This window comes from Photobacterium minamisatsumaniensis (assembly GCF_050336695.1).
Lineage (GTDB): Bacteria > Pseudomonadota > Gammaproteobacteria > Enterobacterales > Vibrionaceae > Photobacterium > Photobacterium minamisatsumaniensis.
In genome coordinates this window covers 54,237-73,169 of sequence record NZ_JAKJSI010000034.1, presented here as the reverse complement: position 1 = coordinate 73,169, position 18,933 = coordinate 54,237, and the positions used below count along the sequence as shown (strand labels likewise).

Genomic DNA, 18,933 nt, shown 5'->3' with positions numbered 1-18,933 from the left:
ACACTGAGTATGAAGCGCATTCCAACAAATATCATTACCGGCTTTCTTGGCGCAGGTAAAACAACCTCTATTTTGTCACTATTGGCGCGTAAGCCTGAAAATGAAAAATGGGCCATTCTAATTAATGAGTTCGGTAACGTCGGCGTCGATGGTGCAATTTTGGACCAACAAGGCGCGATCGTTAAAGAAGTACCAGGTGGCTGTATGTGCTGCGTGGCTGGTTTACCCATGTCGGTCGGCATCAATGCTCTTCTTGCTCAAAAACCAGATCGCTTAATTCTAGAGCCAACAGGCTTAGGCCACCCAAAAGAAATGATCAACAAGATGATCTCTGATACATACAGCGATTACATTGATTTAAAAGCGACTATCACCTTGGTTGACCCTCGCCATGTGTCTGATCCGCTATACACTGATAACCATAACTTCCAAGATCAAATCGCGTTGGCTGATATTGTCGTTGCCAATAAAATCGATGAATGTACCGACTACGATTTGCTTGCCTTCGACGCATATGTCAATCAAGCGGAGCCCAAAAAAGCCGCCATTGCTAAAGTAACTCAAGGTGAGCTTGCGCTTGATTTACTCGACCTAGAGCGTATTGAACGTGAAGCGGAACATAGTCACCACCATCATCACGGTGACGATGTTGCCCCACTACCGGGGTTCGAGTTAGCACCTGGGCAGTTATTTATTCGTAAAGAAAATAGCGGTCAGGGCTATCACAGCTGCGGTTGGTTCTTTGCGGTTGAGCAAGAATTCGATTTTTCTAAGATGTTTTCTCTGCTATCAAATATCAATGCTCAACGCGTTAAAGCCGTTGTTAATACCGAGCAAGGCTGCTTTGCATTTAACGTGGTTAACCAAGTCGTTTCGGTTAACGAGTTATCATTAGAAGGCTTTGAGTCTCGTATTGAAATTATCGATAAAGACAGACTACCTTGGGATGAACTCGAAGAGATTTTATGCTCTCTCGCGGGTGAAAAATAACTCAATAAGCCGGTTTATATATTTAAAAATCGCTATAACCTGCTAATAATTAAACCAATGTAGGCAAATTTTTGATGAAAGTTTGCCTAAGTTGGTATAACGATAACAACTGATCAACGTTTTCACTGAATACCTTTGTGAAAACAAGACAGACGTACCATTTTGGTGATGCCCACGCAGCACCAAATTGCTATCACGCAAGGAGCRACTATGCTAAACCCTGCTACTGCACAAACGGTTATCGATCACGCACTTTTTCTCGGTGCGGATTTTGCCGAATTGTTCGTTGAACATCATCAATCAAGCTCTGTAGAGCTGATCTCAGGTGATGTTGATAAAGTTAACTCTGGTATCGACTTTGGTATCGGTGTACGACTCTTCTTTGGGCATAAAGTACTTTATGGTTATACCAATAGTACCGACGAAGAAGAATTAAAGCGCGTGACTAGCCTACTTGCCGCAAAGGATAAACGTGATCAAATCGCTTCCGCCGGTTCACTGAATTTAAGCCGTTATACCAATAAACACCAATGCCAACTGCCTTTGGCTCAAGGTGCAAATTTAGAGGCTAAAATTGCCTTCTTACGTCAAACCAATGATGCTGCGCGGCATGAAGACGATAAGATCTCTCAGTTTATTGGCCGTATCCTCCAGCGTGAACAACAAGTTGAAATCTTCAATTCAACGGGCTTGCACATTGCCGATACACGTCATTATACCCGTGTTGCTGCAACTGCAATTGCACAAAATGGCAATGAGCAATCAACTGGCTTTGAAGCGCCTGGCGCATTAACCGGTTGGGAGTTCAACTCACAGCTCAATGCACAAGAACTAGGTCAAAAAGTGGCCAAACAAGCCATGGTCAAACTCTATGCTGAGCACTGCCCTTCTGGCGAAATGCCCGTCATTATCGGTAATGGCTTTGGCGGCGTCATTTTCCACGAAGCATGTGGACATTTACTAGAGACCACATCTGTCGCGAAAAAAGCATCTGTCTTCCATGACAAAATGGGCGAGATGATTGCCAACCCTGTCGTTAATGCGGTTGATGATGGCACCATGAGCAACGAATGGGGCTCTATCAATATTGATGATGAAGGCATGGAAACCCAGCGAACTCAACTTATCAAAGACGGTAAGCTGACTAGTTTTATGGTTGACCATATGGGCTCATTAAAGACAGGTTTTGCGCCAACAGGTTCTGGCCGTCGTGAGTCATACAAATATGCACCAACCTCGCGTATGCGTAACACATTTATCGAAGCGGGTGATAGCTCTCTTGAAGCGATGATCAGCGGTGTAGAACGTGGTATCTACGCGAAAAAAATGGGTGGCGGCTCTGTTCAGCCAGGTACGGGCGAGTTTAATTTCGCAGTGCAGGAAGCTTACCTTGTTGAAAATGGAAAAATCACTAAACCTCTCAAGTCAGCAACACTGATCAGCACAGGCCCTAAAGTGCTCAAAGAGATTTCAATGGTTGGCAGCGATTTCGAACTGGCTGCCGGTATGTGTGGCTCGGTCAGTGGCTCGGTCCCTACTACGGTGGGACAACCTGCGCTTAAAGTCGATAACATTCTTGTGGGAGGTGGTAACTAATGGCCGATCAACAACAACTACAAAGTGCAATTGATCATGTACTTGAACGTGTAATGTCATCTGGCGCTGAAGCCGATGTTATTGCCAGCGGCAGTAACAATTTCTCGCTCAAAGCAAATGCTGGCGAGTTAGATGAATACAAAGTCACGTCAGGTCAAGTGATTGGCGTACGCATCATAAAAGATCAGCATGTCGCCACCAGCTACTCTGAATCTATTGAGCCAGCAAGCCTTGATATGATGGTTGAACAGGCATTACAAAATGCACTGTTCACTAAAAAAGATGAGCATCAAACCATCAGCTGCGTAAATAGCCAACTGACGACAAACAACCCAGAAATTTATCAACAAGATAATGCCTCAGTCGATGATAAAATCGCACTGGCCTTGGCACTCGAAAGTGGTGTCGTTGCTAAGCCTAATGCGACATCTGCACCTTATAATGGTTTTGGTGAATCAGACAGCCAAGTGATCTTAGCCAATACACAAGGTACTCGCTGCTATCACCAAGAACGTTCAAGCTATTGCTACGCGTATACCTTATATGAGCAAAAAGGTAAGCAAGCCATGCATGGCGGCATGTCTTCAGGTCGCCGCTTTGATGAACTAGACCCAAGCTACTGTATTGAGCATGGCTATGAGATGGCTAAGGCACTGCTTGACGGCGCACCGGTTAAAACAGGGAATTACAGCGTTATTTTCGACCTGAGTTGCTTAAGTAATCTCTTTGGTGCATTCGGGATGTGTTTATCTGGCCAGTCTGCCATGAAAGGTATCAACCCATGGCGTAACTCTATAAACCAAACTGTCGCAAGTTCACTGCTTACTGTTTCAGATATTGCGTATATTGAAGGTGGCTCAGCAATTAAAGCATTCGATAGTGAAGGCTTTACAACATGTGACACAATTTTAATTGGCGAAGGCCAATTACAGAGTTTGCTGCATAACAGCCATACCGCCAGCTTCTTTGGTATTGAGAATACAGCCAACGGTTCTCGCTCGGCAAAAGGCGGGTTAGGTGTGTCTTCACGTCATACCGTCATCGCAACGGGTACAAGTTCTGAAGCCGAAACGACTGCAGGTGAGTACCTAGAGTTAGTTGAGCTGCAAGGCGTACACTCTGGTGCTGATGCGGTAAGTGGTGATTTCTCATTTGGTGCGAGTGGCTTCCTTTGCCGCGATGGCAAACGAATTCAACCTGTTCGAGGCATTACGGTAGCTGGTAACTTCTATCAAATGATCAAAGAGATTGATGCCGTAGGTAATACGCTAACGCATGATTATGAGCGTGATTTTTACGCCCCTACTATACGTTTCAATAAGCTGAGTATTGCAGGTAAGTAAGATAATCCTCAATCGTAAAGCCTAAAAATGGGTGGTTAATAAGCTCTTACTCGTTAAGAGCATATAACCGCCCTTTTTAATCATTCTACTTTGATATTTAGCCAATCGCATTGTCAGGATCAACTTGGCAATAAGTACTGTTACTTGCTCCCCCCAACTCAGGTTCAAGAAAATCACGAATGGCATCGATAGATTCAGCTTCCCACATACTTTGGCAAAGTGTATGCCTTTCAACAACAAAGGTTGAATGTAAACGCATGCCAGAAGGCGGATGCGTTAACGCCCCACCCGCTTTTTGCCAGAACAATTCAGGGTTGGTAATGTCGTGCTGTATAACAATAAACATGGCCTACCTCTATCTTGAACAACTTGTCTGAGAGAACACCTGACGATAGTAAGTATAGCCATAACAATCGTTATCAGGTTTAGGTCAACTCTCTAAATGCACGTAAGTACGCTTTTTCAGACTCAATGTATTCTAATGCTTTTTTGGCCCTATTCCATTCAGGGTAAAGCTGTCGGCGCTGTTGGTTCAGGTGCTCGATGTATTGCTTTTGTTCGCTCGTTGCAGGTGATTTGGCTTGAATTCTCTCCACTTCAAACATCACATGAGCTTCATTTACAATGAGATCAGCATAACGTTTAAATTTAAATTTGGTTAATGAAGGCCAAATTTCATAGTGTGCACTCAACAATGATTGCTCAATGGGCTGTATTTCATCATTAAGTACCTGATACCAAGCATATGCCTGCCCCAATCGTTCATACATTACTCGCTCACGCTCAGTATAATAAAGCGGGGTTGTTTTCTCACTAATCACAGCTGAGATACCAGACATTTTTGTCGTATTGGATACTTGAGGGTTACTCAGAATAGCATCATGCTTTTGATTGCTGCTCACATCTGTTCTGCCATCAGTCTCAGGGGTAACTAATCATAATAAGATTTTATGACTAATTTATTGCACTACCCTATATTCTAACGCCAGTTCTGGCTGTAACGCGATAATCCGCTGCTTAACTGTTTCACTCACCCCCGCTTTGCAATTGTTCTTAAAATCGAACATCACACCTTCTGCCTTACCTATTGTTGAAATTTTGCCTAACTTTTTGCTCACAATAAGGTATTCCATTTCAATGCGATCTTCTTTTATTTCAACAACGCGGCTACCGACAAGCAGTGTATCAGGATATGTGATGGGCAACTTGTAACGACAACTAGTCTCACTTAATACTGGGCCAACCTGCGTTTTGGCCAACTCTTCCATTAGGCCAATATGTGAGAAGTACTCCAATCGTGCCGTTTCAAAATAACGAAAGTAGACTACGTTGTTAACATGATTAAGTGCATCCATTTCTCCCCACGCAACAGGGATCGTCGTAATCACAGGGTAGTCATCCAATAGTGCTTTCATACTGCCATCCTTGAACGTGCATTGATTTTTAAAAAAAATTAAACAGCCGTTTACCTTAGAGTAATTAACCTAGACCGCTAACAACAAATTTGCAACATTCGTTATCAAAAGCGAGATCTAACCAGTCCTATTGTACAAAGTTCTAGCACGTTAACTGTGTAGTTACATTGTAAGTTGAACAACATTTCTCCAGTTGTGACAACGCCGTGTAAAATTTCGGCGGGGAAGTGCTAAATGCCTTAATTTATAAGGGTTGAGCGGTAATTATAAGGTATGCTTAGCCACCTTTTTTTATAGAGCGGGCAACCAACGCGGTATGCTAATTGCCGTCTCTTATCTGGGTTTACCACCCACCGAAAGATGATAACTTATGCTTTACAATGACAATCTTCCAGTTCGCTACCCCAAGGGAACATTTGCAATGTGGTCGGTGTACAGTTTTACTGGCGCCTCTATTCTTGCTTCCATTATCTTTTCACTTCTGCTGTTCTTATCGATCGATGAAGATCCAGTCATGCAGATTTTATTTGGCGGCCTTGCGGTTATTTTTGAACTAGGTAAATTTTTTGCTTGGTATGAATATGGCGAGCGCCGAGCACGCCGTAACTACACTGGCGCATTTTCAGCCTTTACTTTTTACGCCGTACTCGCGGCTATCTCGATTGGTGGCTCTGTAGGTGGAATTAACAGCGCAACCAACCAAGCACAAAGCCATGTGAATGTTCAGCAAAGCCGAGTTAATACCTTCAATATGCAAATTGAAGCAATTGATAAGCAAATTGAACTCAATAATGTGGCAGCTGAAAAGTACATCCAAATGGAGCGTATCGCTATGGGTGTAGCACGTATTCAGCGAGAAAATGAACAATTGCGTAAGCAGCAACAAACACTCGCGGCTGAACGTGACAGCTTGCCCGTTGTAAACCAAGGTTCGGTTATTGGCTTAATTGACAGCTTAGCGAAGTCGATGCAGGTTCAAACACAAACGGCTCAATTGGGTTTGGTGATTTTCCTATCGGTATTACTCGATTTTTTTGCTGCTTTCTTTGTTGGTCTTATCGGTGAAGAGCTACGTTTTCGAAATCAGTTCCGTCGCTTAAACCCCATTACGATTGACACGTTTAGAAATAATAGTGAACCCAAAGAGCCGGAGTTTTTAACGCATAAACAACAGGCAACAGAATCCACCATACAAATGGAAGGGAATGAAGAGCCAGTAACGCCTGCAGAACCAGAAAAACCAAAAACACTTTATGAACAGGCCATCGAAGCACTTAGCAATAACCAGGTGAACTGTACCAAACGCGCTGTGACACGTCACTTGAAGGTTGGCAGCGATGAGGTTGATGATATTTTCAAACAGTTTATGGAAGAAGGTATCGTAAGTAAAAAGCCTAACAATCACTATCAATGGCACGGTGTCGCTGAAAGTTAATCACGTTAACGTGTATGCAAAAAAGCCCGAGTAGCAAACTATATAGGTTAAACTGCTCGGGCTTTTTTCTGTTTGTATATACCCAAGTTACTTCGTTGTATATCTACCCGTGATCATTGAAGGTGCTTGATTTTCCACAAAATCAGGATCATGCTACACACTATGAAATAACTCTAACCCAAAAGCAGAAACACGAACTTGAAAACCAACATGATAAAACTCGTGATGGTCGAGTGCGTGACCATATAAAAGCGGTACTTCTTGGATCTGAAGGTTGGAGTACTTCCATGATTTCACAAGCTCTGCGCATCCATGAAACGACAGTTCTTCGTCATCTCAAATATTATGAACAATATGAAAAAGTGACACCTGAAAATGGCGGGTCATCGGGATACTTATCTGTCATTCAAACTATGGCGCTAATAGAGCATCTGACTGAGCATGCCTACCATCATACTCATCAAATCGTATCCTACGTAATGGAATATTTTGGCGTGCAATACAGTGTCTCAGGTATGAACAAATGGCTTCATCTGAATGGCTATAGTTATAAGATGCCCAAAGGTGTCCCACATAAGTTTGATGAAGCAAAACAGCAGGCTTTTATCGAGGCTTATGCCGCTCTTAAAGCGAGCTGTAGCGTAGGTGAATCGATTTTATTCATTACTGCTGTTCATCCAACGCAGGCGACCAAAATCACGCATGGTTGGATACGTACACGGCAAGATAAAGTGCTTGAAACAACAGGTAGTCGTAGCTGACTTTATCCTATAGTACGACTTTTGAAAGTGATGAACGAGAAGTCGAGGAATAACGTTTACTTCAAGAGTAAACGTGACTTCAAGGAAGCTATAGACCAATTTTTTACTGCCACTCTTCCAGAGGTCGCAGGCTCATTGACGTCTCGATTTAATGACAACTTTCAGGTACTAAAGTCTGCATCTTCAAGATGATTGGGTATTTAACGTTAGAATTCTTTAAGAGAGTGAAGAAGCATCTTCTAAATATGCCCTTTTTCGTTACGTTTAACATATTCAATCTCCTGATTGGTTATGCGTGACCATTAAAACGGGTTAGGTCCACCAGTCAAACAAAACAGTTGTTATGGTTTACTATGGGAGATAGTCCATGGGAACTTTTATATAAAGAGAATTATGCAAAAATAAATCGAAACCCTTATCAACTTGGTGGCGGTAAATTTGAGCGATTCGTTGTAAAAGCTTATTTAATATTAGAAAAATATCCATTATTTTTAAAATCATTTCAGTTTATCAATAATAGGAAAGCATCTTCAATTAAAGCGCAAGTGTACCGTTACTAGTTAATTTTAATGATCACGAGATAGATGCGTATACATTTACTAAGTGATATACGCATTTTAAATTAAAGGCTATTGTGGTAAGTTTCTTCTATGTTATGTGTTGTTATTCCACTGAGAGCTTGATGATGGGTCGCAATGTCAGAGGTTTATACCTCTCTAGAATTAAACGGTTTTCCCAAGAGCTAAATGACAAAAACAAAAGAATAGCGATTATTAGTTATTTCCGTCTTTTTATATTCCTTGTTATGTCGAGCTCATTTTATTTTGGTTACAAATCACACGACGGTATTTCCGTTTATACTGTTACGGTTATTAGTTTATTCATTTTTATTTTATTGATTGTTGTTCATTCAAGGCTGTTTAAGCGTATTGCACAGTTAAAAAGGCTGATCCTCATTAATGAAAATGGGGTTAAACGCATGGATGATGAATGGCGGACATTTGAGGATACTGGTGCAGATTTTATTGATGATGCACACCCGTTTAGTTATGATCTTGATGTCTTTGGAAAGTCGTCAATTTTTCAGTATATAAATACCACTTATACATTTTTAGGGCGTCAGAAACTTGCAGCCAAGTTGTGCGACGGTTCGACAGATATAGCCAATTCACAAAAAGCCGTGGATGAGTTATCAGGTATGATCGATTTTCGGCAAAATATAGAGTTGAAAACAGCCAATATCACTAATAAAAGCCCGAATGATTTTATTGATTGGTTAGAAATTAAAACCGTAAATATAGTTGGTAGCCATGTTGCCAAGGTGATCCGAATTTTACCAGTCATCTCGTTGTTGGTTCTTTTGCTGGATTTACTTGTCTTTCATACCGTTGTCGTGCCTTTATTCTTCTATACGATTCAATCAATTATCTATCTTTATTATAAAAAGAAAACAATTGCTTATTTTAGTGATGTAAATGGTATCGTGAGATTATTTCTAGCTTACTCAAATGTCTTAGGCTTGATTGAGTCCGTTGATTTTAATTCTGCGTTATTGAAACGTGAGAAAGAAAAACTATTTGTTGAAGATCTCAGTGCGTCACAACGCATGTTGCAGCTAAGTCAAATTTCGCAAAAATCAGACTTACGTTATAATCAGATGTTGCACTTTTTTATTAATTTATTTTTTATGTGGGATTTGAATTGCTATATTTCTGCACGGAACTGGAAAGTGTCATATGGGCAGTATGTTCGCACCTGGTTGGATGTTGTCAGTGAGTTTGAAGCATTATCATCACTGGCAGTATTGCGTTTTGAACACTCAGACTGGGCCATGCCAGCGGTAAACAGTTCTGAATGCATTACAGCGAACAATGTAAAACATCCTTTGATCCATTATAAAAAAAGTATCGGAAATGATTTTAGTTTAAAAAAAACGAATAAGGTATCAATTATATCCGGATCAAATATGTCAGGTAAAAGTACGTTTTTACGTACCATTGCCACGAATCTATTGCTTGCCTATGCGGGAGCGCCTGTATATGCTGATGGCTTTATCTGCGGGCATTTTTCAATTGTCACGTCGATGAGAAAACGGGATAACCTCAGCGATAATATATCGACATTTTATGCTGAATTATTACGAATAAAATTATTATTAGATAAAAGTGAGTTGAACAAAACATTTTTTGTGATAGACGAAATATTCAGTGGGACCAATTCGATAGACAGGATTGATGCAGCCACAATGATATTAAACCAGCTGAGTATAAAAAAATGCTGTGGCATGGTTTCAACCCACGATTTAGAATTATGTACGTATGCTACTCACCACCCTGAGCATTTTGCGAACTTTCATTTTCGCGAGCACTACGTAAATAAACATATTAAGTTTGATTACAAAATCTACTCTGGTCAGTCTGAAACACGCAATGCTATGCATATTATGAAAATGATAGGAATAAATGTTACCCCGTGAGTTCACTCAGAACCCTGCAACTTGAGGTAACTTGGGTATCGTTCTTTTTAGCCTTGCTGACGATGGAAGGCCATCGCTTGTTGCAACACCTCTTGTGCAACTGGCGCGTCTTCATACCCTTGTACTTCCATGCCGCCATTTGCGCCTTTATAGTTGCTAAACCAAAGCTGAATAATGTCAGAGACACCGCTAAATTCACGGTCTAGCTGCTTCATTGACGTAACGTCCTGAAAGGGTGAGTCATTCGCAATAACAGCAATCAGCTTATCGTCTTGCTCACCGTCATCTAGCATTTTCAGCACTCCAATCAAACGAGCTTGCACCACTTCTCCACGAGGTACAGCTTGACCAAGAACAATGACATCTAATGGGTCACCATCACCACCAAACTCTTTTGGTAATGCGGTTTGAGGAATAGTGCCATAGTTACCAGGGTAACCTAAGTAGTTCACAACTCTTGGCTTGCCTTTTTTAAACTCCCAAATCACTTGATTGGTATTGTCTTTATTTAGCTCCCACTTTGCAGATGTCCCCGTAGGGATCTCAACAATGGCATTTACTGTACCTTCCGCGCTCATTGCAGGAAGTGCCATTAAGTCATGGCTCGCCTCAATACTAAACTCATCTGGCGATAACAATGCTTTACTGTGGTTTACCGCTTTATCATAAGCCAAGCCATTTGACGTGGATGCTGTTTTATAACGTAGCATGTAATCTAATTTACTATTGCGTTTGCTCGCCTTCGCTAATCCTTTGCTATTGAAGGTATCAAATTGCCCCATTTCAGAAACCGACTTACCTGAGCCACCTAAATTGGTATCGGTTAAAGCCAAAATAGCCTTACTGTTTGCTGTTATTGCAGCGATGTATCCATCCTGTGATTGCAAATCAAATTGACTTAAATCGATATTTTCGCGTAATGCTTTTGTCCAATAGAATTCTAAAAATGGTACAGGTGATTTAGGCTTATCCCAGCCAATACCACGAGAGAAATACATTAATGCCCGGTACTGGTCATTCGAAAAATGCTGTAGGCCTAACGATGTAGGTAAAACCTCGGAACTGATAGCGTCACCATCTTGGTTGAATAGCCACGTGTTTTTATCAATTTCCATCTGCTGCCAAAACGCGTCCATTGTTTCAAGCGCTCGGTAGTCTTGGTCAACGACAACATTCACTTTAAAAGCAGCACCGCCACCTTCCATGTGCCAGAAAGTATTAAAAGTATGATGGCCATCCGTTAGATACAAGTTGTTATCCGGTGCAATTACCACCGTTTTCATGTCGCTTTTTTCTTTTCCTACGGCAGTTTTACAAGAGAAGGAACTTGGAATATTAGGGTGTGATTGTGAATTAAAATCAGTAAGTCCCTTCTGACCATTCGCTTCACACACCTCATCAAACTGCTTTTCTGTGTCATATTGAAAACGCCCCAGTTTATAATAAACCTGATCGTAGCCAACTGAGGGTTGAGTGGGTTTTAACTGATGTAAAGTAACGCCTATTGCGTCACCTCGTTTGACACCCTCATAGCCTTCAGCAAAAAGCGGAAAAGAAAGTAATATGGCTACAGAGGAAAGTCCAATTTTATTCAACACATTCATTTTTTAGTTATTAATCCATCAATTAAAGTTATACAAAATATACGAGCACTTTTTGACAGATTGRTGAAAAAATTGTCAACAAGTGCTTGGCACATTAAACTCTTGTTAATAATGGAATGAAGTTAACTATAAATTTATGACAAACCCGATTATGGCGATTCTTACATCGCTGCTGTTAATATCAAGTGGTGTACTTACTGGTTGCAGCACCTCTACCGACATTAAAGCGGTCGAAAAAACATCAAGTTATTCCATTCCAATGGCTGACAACACCAAACTGGCTTCAATTGCTTCCCCTTTCATAAGCAGTAACCCAGATCTTACTGGATTTTACCCTCTCGATGACGGTCAAGAAGCATTAATGGCGCGACTGGCCATTATTCACGCAGCAGAAATAAGTGTTGACCTGCAGTACTATATTTATCGTAACGACGATACCAGCTCTTTACTCACATATGCTTTATATCAAGCCGCCGAGCGTGGAGTAAGAGTTAGAATTCTCTTGGATGACATGCAATCTCGAAGTGATAACGCGATGGCATCTTTATCTAGTCATCCAAATATTGATATTCGACTTTTTAATCCTTTTGAAAACCGAGATTTTAAACTGTTTGGGTTTATCGGTGATTTTGATCGTTTAAACCGCCGTATGCATAACAAAGCGTTAATCGCTGATGGTACTTTTGCCATCACTGGCGGACGGAATGTTGGTGATGAATACTTTTCAGCAAATGGCGCTATTGATTTTGGTGACTTTGACATCCTAACCTTAGGCGAGGTTGTTCCAGGCATCGCGGTACAATTTGATCTTTATTGGAATAGTGCACCCTCCATCCCCGTTGAAGCATTAGTCAGTAATATCACACCACCATCGAGTAATGATGTCGAACGATGGGAAACAACACTAAGGAATACCTTCGAAGGTTCAAGTTACACCGAAGCACTTGCCGAGTTACCTTTAGTTAAGCAAATCCTCAATCAGGCGATTGACTTCTACTGGGGAGAAGCTGAGCTCTATTATGATACGCCCTCTAAAGTGTATGCTCCCGAAGAAAGCACCTTCTTAATGCATGAGCTTGGTAATGTTATAGATCGTGCTGAGTCTGAGTTTTTACTTATCTCTCCCTATTTTGTTCCAACAAAAAAAGGAACTGCAACACTCATTAGTGCAGCAGAAAATGACATTAACGTCACCATCATTACCAACTCACTCGCATCAAATGATGTCTTTGCTGTACACGGCTGGTATTCAAAATACCGAGAAAAATTGCTACGTTCTGGTGTGAAAATATATGAAGTAAAAGTTGATCCTAGTGTGAAAAAGAATCACTCTTGGCTCGGTAGCTCTCGTACAAGCCTACACGCAAAAACATTCATAATTGATAGAAAAGAAGTGTTTGTTGGTTCATTCAACTTTGACCCCCGCTCTGCATACATCAATACTGAGATGGGAATTCTATTACAATCACCAGAATTTTCGGCCGAAGTGTACAAAGATGCAGATCTCAGCCTAAGTAAGAGCACATACCGATTGGCACTCGATGAAAATGGTGATATTAAGTGGCACAACGACTTTCTAGGGACAAGTTATAAAACTGAACCAGATGCGAGTATTTGGCTACGAATGGGGGCTTGGCTATCTAGCATTCTTCCAATAGAAGATCAGCTCTAAAATGCTTACTAAAAGCCATTATGAGCACAATAAAGCAAGCCTGTTAACCAATGATTTCTCACACAATCGCGGGTATTTTTACATTTAAATGAAAGAATTGTAAAGGATGCCTTACCCGATTAAACTTATCAATTAATAAAATAGGTTAACGCTAATTACATATGGGTTCCAAGTTTAAAGTTTTTATTGTCTTGCTGTTTGTGCTAACTATTGGCGCTCTTCTCGGTTGCAACAAGCCTACAGCTTCATTAAAAACGGTCAGCCAATCAATACCATTTAACAAAGATACGGAGCTTGCTTCTCAAGCATTACCCTATCTTAAAGCGAACCCAGAACTCACGGGGTTTTACCCTTTAGTTGATGGGCAAGAAGCCTTATGGGCTCGTTTAGCTCTTATCGATTCAGCACAACAAAGTATCGATCTTCAGTACTATATATACAGCGATGACAATACCAGTTCGCTACTGACATATACACTCTACCAAGCGGCTGAACGAGGGGTTAGAGTTAGGTTGTTACTGGATGATATGCAGTCACGTAATGATAAAATTCTTGCCTCACTTTCTCGTCATCCGAATATTGAGGTTCGACTATTCAATGCATTCCATCAACGCTTTTTCCGGATTTTTGGGCTCAAAGATTTTGATCGCCTAAACCGTCGAATGCATAATAAAGCATTGATAGCCGATGGGGCGTTTGCCATTACTGGTGGGCGAAACATAGGCGACGAATACTTTTCTGCTAATGGATCAATTGATTTCGGTGACTTTGATATTCTGACTCTTGGCCCGATCGTTCCTGATATTTCAGCCCAATTTGATCTTTATTGGAACAGTGAACCAGCTTCCCCTATTGAGTCGATTATTAAAAATATTGGTCCCCTTTCGCCAAGCGATGTCGTTCGTTGGGAGCATGCATTAAAAGCTGCATTTAAGGGGTCTGACTATATAGAAAAATTTTCTGACTCTCCTCTAGCACAACACGTTAAAAATCAAACTATCAACTTCCATTGGGGCGAGGCGAGGCTCTACTATGATTTACCATCAAAAGTCTACGCGCCTGATGAAACCAATTTAATGCTTCATGAGCTCGGTGAAACACTAAAAAATGTCAACTCTAAGCTTCTACTGATATCGCCATATTTTGTACCAACAGAAGTAGGGACAGCCTCATTAATTAAAGCCGCTGAACAGGGCATTGAGATCACTATTATTACCAATTCATTGGCATCTAATGATGTATTTGCCGTGCATGGTTGGTACGCGAAATACCGTAAAGATTTACTCGCTGCAGGTATCAAACTCTATGAAGTAAAAGTTGACCCCAGCCTAAAGAAAAAACGATCATGGCTCGGTAGTTCACGTACAAGTTTACATGCTAAAACCTTTATCATGGATAACCGGAAAATCTTTGTAGGATCATCAAACCTTGACCCTCGCTCTGCCTATTTGAATACCGAGATGGGTGTACTCATTGATGCTCCGGGCTTTACCCGGTTGCTCTACCGTGGTTTTGAGTCTGCATTGAAAAAAGGCACCTATCGACTATCACTCAATCAAAGCAACGATATTGTCTGGCATAACGACCTGTCAGGCCGTTCTTTCGACTCAGAGCCAGACGCAAGTATTTGGCTTCGAATAGGCGCTTGGATGGCTGGAGTATTACCGATAGAAGATCAACTTTAAGGCATTCAATGAGCACTCTATTTAAAGACCTTTTCTCTGACGATTTTTATGATTCCCTCTCGGGGGTTCTTATTGACGTTATCCCTAACTTTAATCGTAAGGAATTTACCTCTCGCATTTTTTGTGAAGAATTTGAAGGGTACGAATTAAAACAACGCATAACACATACAACCAAGGTACTTCATCAGTTTATGCCTGAGCAATTTGATGAAGCCGTTGAATATCTCCTTACGCTTGTGAAGCGCTTGGAGAGTGCTGACATTAAACCAGATAGCTTAGAATATTTATTTTTAGCTGAGTATATTGAACGCTATGGTATCAATGACTACAACAAAGCAATCGCAGCCTTTGAGGTAGTAACACCTTTTATTACTTGTGAGTTTGCGGTAAGACCATTCATTGTAAAATATGAACGTGAAATGTTAGCGCAAATGACGCTTTGGGCATCACATCAAAATAGACGAGTCAGACGACTTGCTAGTGAGGGAGCAAGGCCACGATTACCTTGGGGAATGGCACTGTCGTCATTAAAGCAAGACCCTTCACCGCTGTTGCCCATCTTACTCTTGTTAAAAGGGGATGAGTGCGAAGCGGTTAGGCGTAGCGTCGCTAACAGTTTAAATGACATTGCCAAAGACAATCCTCATTTTGTTATTCAATTCGCTAAAACACATTATGGCCAAAGCGATAATACCAATAGGTTGATTAAGCATGCATGTCGGACATTGCTCAAGAATGCTGACCCTGACGTTCTACAGCTTTTTGGTTTTGACAGCCGTGGGATCTACATGTCTGCGTTTGATATTAAAAACCCGAAAGTAAAGGTAGGCACAGATTTGAATTTTTCTTTTTGTGTGCATAATCAAAATGATGAGCCCAAAAAGCTAAGATTAGAATATGCTGTTTACTACAAAAAACAGAATGGCTCTCTATCACGTAAAGTCTTTAAAATTAGTGAGCGAGAAATTGAAGCGAATAGCCAGTATTTGGTCGAAAGAAAGCAAAGCTTTAAAATTATCACAACACGAAAATTCCACCTTGGAGGCCACCAGCTCTCAATTATTCTTAATGGCCTCGAGTTAGCAAAAAAAGAGTTTGAATTGATATAAGCCGATAAAAAAAGCCCTGCTTGCTTTTGCATTCAGGACTTTTAACATCATAAAACTTAGAAACTTTGCTTACCGAGAAGAGCCTATCACTGATGCCATTGCCCCTTTACCGACACCTTCGTAGGCGAGTACATCTAACGTTTTGCCGTCAGCGACTAAAGGTGCAACCTGCTCTGCAATATAATGCGCAAGTAGCTCTACTGTTGTATCGGTATCAAGCATTTCAACCTCAGCGCGTGAGATTGCTAACTGGAACTCTCCCTGAGCCGTCGTATAGCGAAAGCCGAAATGCTCGTTGTCAGAAACGTCTTTCGCTGCAGAGCTTAAAGCAAGTGCGCTAACGGCACACTGGTCTTCAGCACTACCAAGATAAATATCCGTCCAGCGTTCAGCCCAAAGCTGTTCAAGTTGGCTATCGCGCTTACCCTCAACAATCAGTTCAATGGGTGAGCGATGACCATGCGCAATACGCTGACAGTTCCCATCATGCTTTTTCAAACCATGCGAGTAATGGTAAAGCGCACCATCGATATTCTCATGACGAAGGGTTATTTCTAAACCCTGAACATTTTCGGGTAATTTCCCCTTAAGTACCTTGTACACATGCTCAGTCACTGACTCGATAGTGACACCGGCTGCATCAATAAAACAATACGCTTCATCGGGGCAATTTAAGTACATACTTTTGTCACCGCGAAGCAAATCAACCGTTGAATAGCCAGCCTTACTTTGGGCGACACTGACGGCCTGATTCAAGCTTGGGACAATTAAACGATGATCAATGTACTCATCAACAATCTGCTTGATCTGCTTCTTAACCCTGCTGAAATCAAGCACCATGCTCATTTCATTTAATTCGCCCGACATCACCACATCGAGAATCCAACTCTCCCCCACCATACCTCGCTGTTCACACAAATAAGAGGCATCGATGACGGTAAGATCTCTAACAAATAGCTTCAACGTGAAGTCCTTACTGATAATGGTTGTCGTTAAACTAGCAGGGCATTATACGCAGCTAAACTTGGGTGTAAACAGCCAGTTAAAAACGATAGTTCGCGCCTAAATAGGCCGATGTTAGTGTTTTAAGCTGAGATTCGACTTTCGCACTATTACCTTGCCCATCACTAAAGGTCCATGAGCGTCGGTCTGATGGTAAAGCGGTATGCTTAACCCCCATCTCAAAATCCAGCCCTTCAGTAACTTGCCAAGCGACGCCAGCTTGAACACCAAACGCATAACCACTCACATCGTTACTTTGACCAGAGTTTGATTTAGACTCTGCAGATGCATAGCCTATATGTAAACCAGCAAAGGGTTTAATCTTTTTATCATGGCGATAAATGTAGTCGGCATTTAATAAATGCAAAGAGAGATCAGTTTCTAGCTGGTCTTGCTGATTAAATTTAGAGGTTGATTCATGATGTTCATAGCTGTAATACACCCTGTTCTTGCTGTTCTTTGTGTACAAGCCTACATCAACTGCAACAAACGCCTCGAAATCAGAGTCTCCGGCATCTACCGTGTTACCACTTAGCGTTATGCTATCAGAGTTCCCCATCAAGCTTGCACCACTCCGCAGACCAATGAAGTACTTTGACGTTGGAGTCGTCGTATCCATATCCATTGGGTTTGCTTCTGCTGACTCATTACACATTGCTGTAAGCGGCAACAATGAGAGCAGTACACCAGCAGCTGTCATCCTTTGTATCATGTATTTCACACCTATTGGGCTGCTGTTTAACGATACCTTAAAGTCATAAATCAAGGTATAAACTAACACGCCATGCCCTATCAAAAATAATAGGGCAATTTTAATTCAGATTAATAATCAATACCATATAATCCCTAGTAAATTATTCACGAAGCCAGGCTATTGCATCGAGCGGCTCTTCAAAAAACTTCACTTCTCCCGTCACAAACCACCCGCCAACTTTACTCATGACTTCTTGCCAATCTTGATTACCGTAAATCGCAACTTTGTGGAATTTTTTACCATGTTTCAAACCAAGCTTGAGATCATCCCAAGCGGCCTGTAATTGCCAACCTTCAAAATCCGTACCATCGATATAAACATCAACAATCGGGTTATCTATGCCATCTAACGCTTTATCAATAAGAGGGGTTATCTTTTCATAGTCTTGATGCGTTAATGTCCCTACGGCTTTAAATTCCATAAAGACTTTATCATCTACTGTATCAATCTCGGCATAAATGCCATGTACATAACTCATCGACGAACCTCACTAATAATGATTCGAGCATTCACTCTCAGCTATGACACAAGTGTAGCTGTTCTCTCACAACAGCAAGTATATGTAAGCAATGCATCATAAGGTGATTGAAAAAAGGTTAATTTTATCAAGGAGAAAGGGAAAGAATGGCACCCCGCAAAATACAAATTACTCTTACGGGGGGAACTTGCTTAGTGTATAACCATCGCCTCAATGGATATTAATTTTTCCTTGCCAGTATCTTGATACTCTTGATGACTACTGCAAGCCACGACAATAACTTCGATTTCACCGGGCAACTGCTCAATTAATCGGTATATTTCATCAAGTTGCTCATCGGGAATAAGGGAAGACAACCTCACTTCAGTCTGAATGATTTCACTTAATTGATAGCCATTTTTATGGAGTTCTAGCTTCAATAAATTAATTTCTTCCTGCACTTGTGAAGCTAAGTCACATGTTATCTTGGAATTGGAAGGTCTGTTACTCGGACGAATAACAATCACCTCATCTGTTTGAGCAAACAAACAGGCTAGCGGCCATTTTAAAAGCGGAAAAAAATCATTTGAACGCCCTAGTTTCATTAGCTGCTCCTTCTTAAAACATTAAGCCC

The 18,933-nt window shown here is 41.2% G+C and carries 17 protein-coding genes and 1 pseudogene; 10 read left to right on the top strand and 8 right to left on the bottom strand.

Annotation, left to right across the window (positions count from 1 at the left end; translation table 11 throughout):
- Nucleotides 1-9: 9 nt before the first annotated feature.
- The 3 genes from L4D78_RS18525 (at nt 10) to L4D78_RS18515 (ending at nt 3,929) form a co-directional block, all read left to right on the top strand.
- Nucleotides 10-990 (top strand): CobW family GTP-binding protein, encoded by a 981-nt coding sequence (locus L4D78_RS18525; protein ID WP_428468312.1) that lies wholly within the window; start codon nt 10-12, stop codon nt 988-990.
- A 210-nt stretch (nt 991-1,200) separates the two neighbouring features.
- Complete coding sequence (locus L4D78_RS18520) at nt 1,201-2,586, top strand: TldD/PmbA family protein (RefSeq protein WP_428468311.1); 1,386 nt, start codon at nt 1,201-1,203, stop codon at nt 2,584-2,586.
- Nucleotides 2,586-3,929, top strand: coding sequence for a TldD/PmbA family protein (locus tag L4D78_RS18515; protein WP_428468310.1), 1,344 nt, complete (start codon nt 2,586-2,588; stop codon nt 3,927-3,929). The genes L4D78_RS18520 and L4D78_RS18515 overlap by 1 nt, the downstream gene beginning before the upstream one ends.
- Before the next feature lie 97 nt (nt 3,930-4,026).
- Here L4D78_RS18515 and L4D78_RS18510 read toward each other — a convergent pair whose 3' ends face one another.
- From L4D78_RS18510 to L4D78_RS18500, 3 genes are all read right to left on the bottom strand, one after another.
- Nucleotides 4,027-4,275 carry a hypothetical protein gene (locus L4D78_RS18510; RefSeq protein WP_428457616.1) on the bottom strand — a complete coding sequence of 83 codons (249 nt, stop codon included), beginning with the start codon at nt 4,273-4,275 and terminating at the stop codon, nt 4,027-4,029.
- Nucleotides 4,276-4,354: 79 nt separating this feature from the next.
- A complete protein-coding gene (locus tag L4D78_RS18505) occupies nt 4,355-4,831 on the bottom strand; it encodes a hypothetical protein (protein WP_428468309.1) in 477 nt (158 codons plus the stop codon).
- 57 nt (nt 4,832-4,888) lie between these two features.
- On the bottom strand, nt 4,889-5,344 hold the full coding sequence (locus tag L4D78_RS18500; protein ID WP_428457614.1) for an acyl-CoA thioesterase: 456 nt from the start codon (nt 5,342-5,344) through the stop codon (nt 4,889-4,891).
- A gap of 370 nt (nt 5,345-5,714) precedes the next feature.
- On the opposite strand from L4D78_RS18500, the gene L4D78_RS18495 reads away from it, so the two are divergent.
- The 4 genes and pseudogenes from L4D78_RS18495 to L4D78_RS18480 all read left to right on the top strand — a co-directional run bounded on the left by L4D78_RS18495 (nt 5,715) and on the right by L4D78_RS18480 (nt 10,016).
- Nucleotides 5,715-6,779, top strand: coding sequence for a Preprotein translocase subunit SecY (locus L4D78_RS18495; RefSeq protein ID WP_428468308.1), 1,065 nt, complete (start codon nt 5,715-5,717; stop codon nt 6,777-6,779).
- Nucleotides 6,780-6,901: 122 nt separating this feature from the next.
- Nucleotides 6,902-7,732, top strand: a pseudogene (locus L4D78_RS18490) (winged helix-turn-helix domain-containing protein).
- 161 nt (nt 7,733-7,893) lie between these two features.
- Entirely contained in the window at nt 7,894-8,100 is a 207-nt protein-coding gene (locus tag L4D78_RS18485) for a hypothetical protein (RefSeq protein WP_428468307.1), read from the top strand.
- 122 nt (nt 8,101-8,222) lie between these two features.
- Entirely contained in the window at nt 8,223-10,016 is a 1,794-nt protein-coding gene (locus tag L4D78_RS18480) for a MutS-related protein (protein ID WP_428468306.1), read from the top strand.
- Nucleotides 10,017-10,063: 47 nt separating this feature from the next.
- Here L4D78_RS18480 and L4D78_RS18475 read toward each other — a convergent pair whose 3' ends face one another.
- Entirely contained in the window at nt 10,064-11,620 is a 1,557-nt protein-coding gene (locus tag L4D78_RS18475; RefSeq protein WP_428468305.1) for an inorganic diphosphatase, read from the bottom strand.
- A 136-nt stretch (nt 11,621-11,756) separates the two neighbouring features.
- Between L4D78_RS18475 and L4D78_RS18470 the strand changes: the two genes are divergently transcribed.
- The 3 genes from L4D78_RS18470 (at nt 11,757) to L4D78_RS18460 (ending at nt 16,086) form a co-directional block, all read left to right on the top strand.
- Entirely contained in the window at nt 11,757-13,292 is a 1,536-nt protein-coding gene (locus L4D78_RS18470) for a phospholipase D family protein (protein ID WP_428468304.1), read from the top strand.
- Nucleotides 13,293-13,453: 161 nt separating this feature from the next.
- Nucleotides 13,454-14,977 (top strand): phospholipase D family protein, encoded by a 1,524-nt coding sequence (locus tag L4D78_RS18465; protein ID WP_428468303.1) that lies wholly within the window; start codon nt 13,454-13,456, stop codon nt 14,975-14,977.
- Entirely contained in the window at nt 14,938-16,086 is a 1,149-nt protein-coding gene (locus L4D78_RS18460; protein WP_428468302.1) for a DNA alkylation repair protein, read from the top strand. Before L4D78_RS18465 ends, L4D78_RS18460 begins: the two co-directional genes overlap by 40 nt.
- A 69-nt stretch (nt 16,087-16,155) precedes the next feature.
- On the opposite strand, the gene L4D78_RS18455 is transcribed toward L4D78_RS18460, so the two are convergent.
- From L4D78_RS18455 to L4D78_RS18440, 4 genes are all read right to left on the bottom strand, one after another.
- Complete coding sequence (locus tag L4D78_RS18455) at nt 16,156-17,049, bottom strand: 6-pyruvoyl trahydropterin synthase family protein (protein ID WP_428468301.1); 894 nt, start codon at nt 17,047-17,049, stop codon at nt 16,156-16,158.
- Nucleotides 17,050-17,128: 79 nt separating this feature from the next.
- Nucleotides 17,129-17,800 carry an opacity family porin gene (locus L4D78_RS18450; protein WP_428468300.1) on the bottom strand — a complete coding sequence of 224 codons (672 nt, stop codon included), beginning with the start codon at nt 17,798-17,800 and terminating at the stop codon, nt 17,129-17,131.
- Nucleotides 17,801-17,942: 142 nt separating this feature from the next.
- On the bottom strand, nt 17,943-18,320 hold the full coding sequence (locus L4D78_RS18445) for a SpoIIAA family protein (RefSeq protein WP_428468299.1): 378 nt from the start codon (nt 18,318-18,320) through the stop codon (nt 17,943-17,945).
- Nucleotides 18,321-18,511: 191 nt separating this feature from the next.
- On the bottom strand, nt 18,512-18,904 hold the full coding sequence (locus L4D78_RS18440) for a hypothetical protein (RefSeq protein ID WP_428468298.1): 393 nt from the start codon (nt 18,902-18,904) through the stop codon (nt 18,512-18,514).
- Nucleotides 18,905-18,933: the final 29 nt, after the last annotated feature.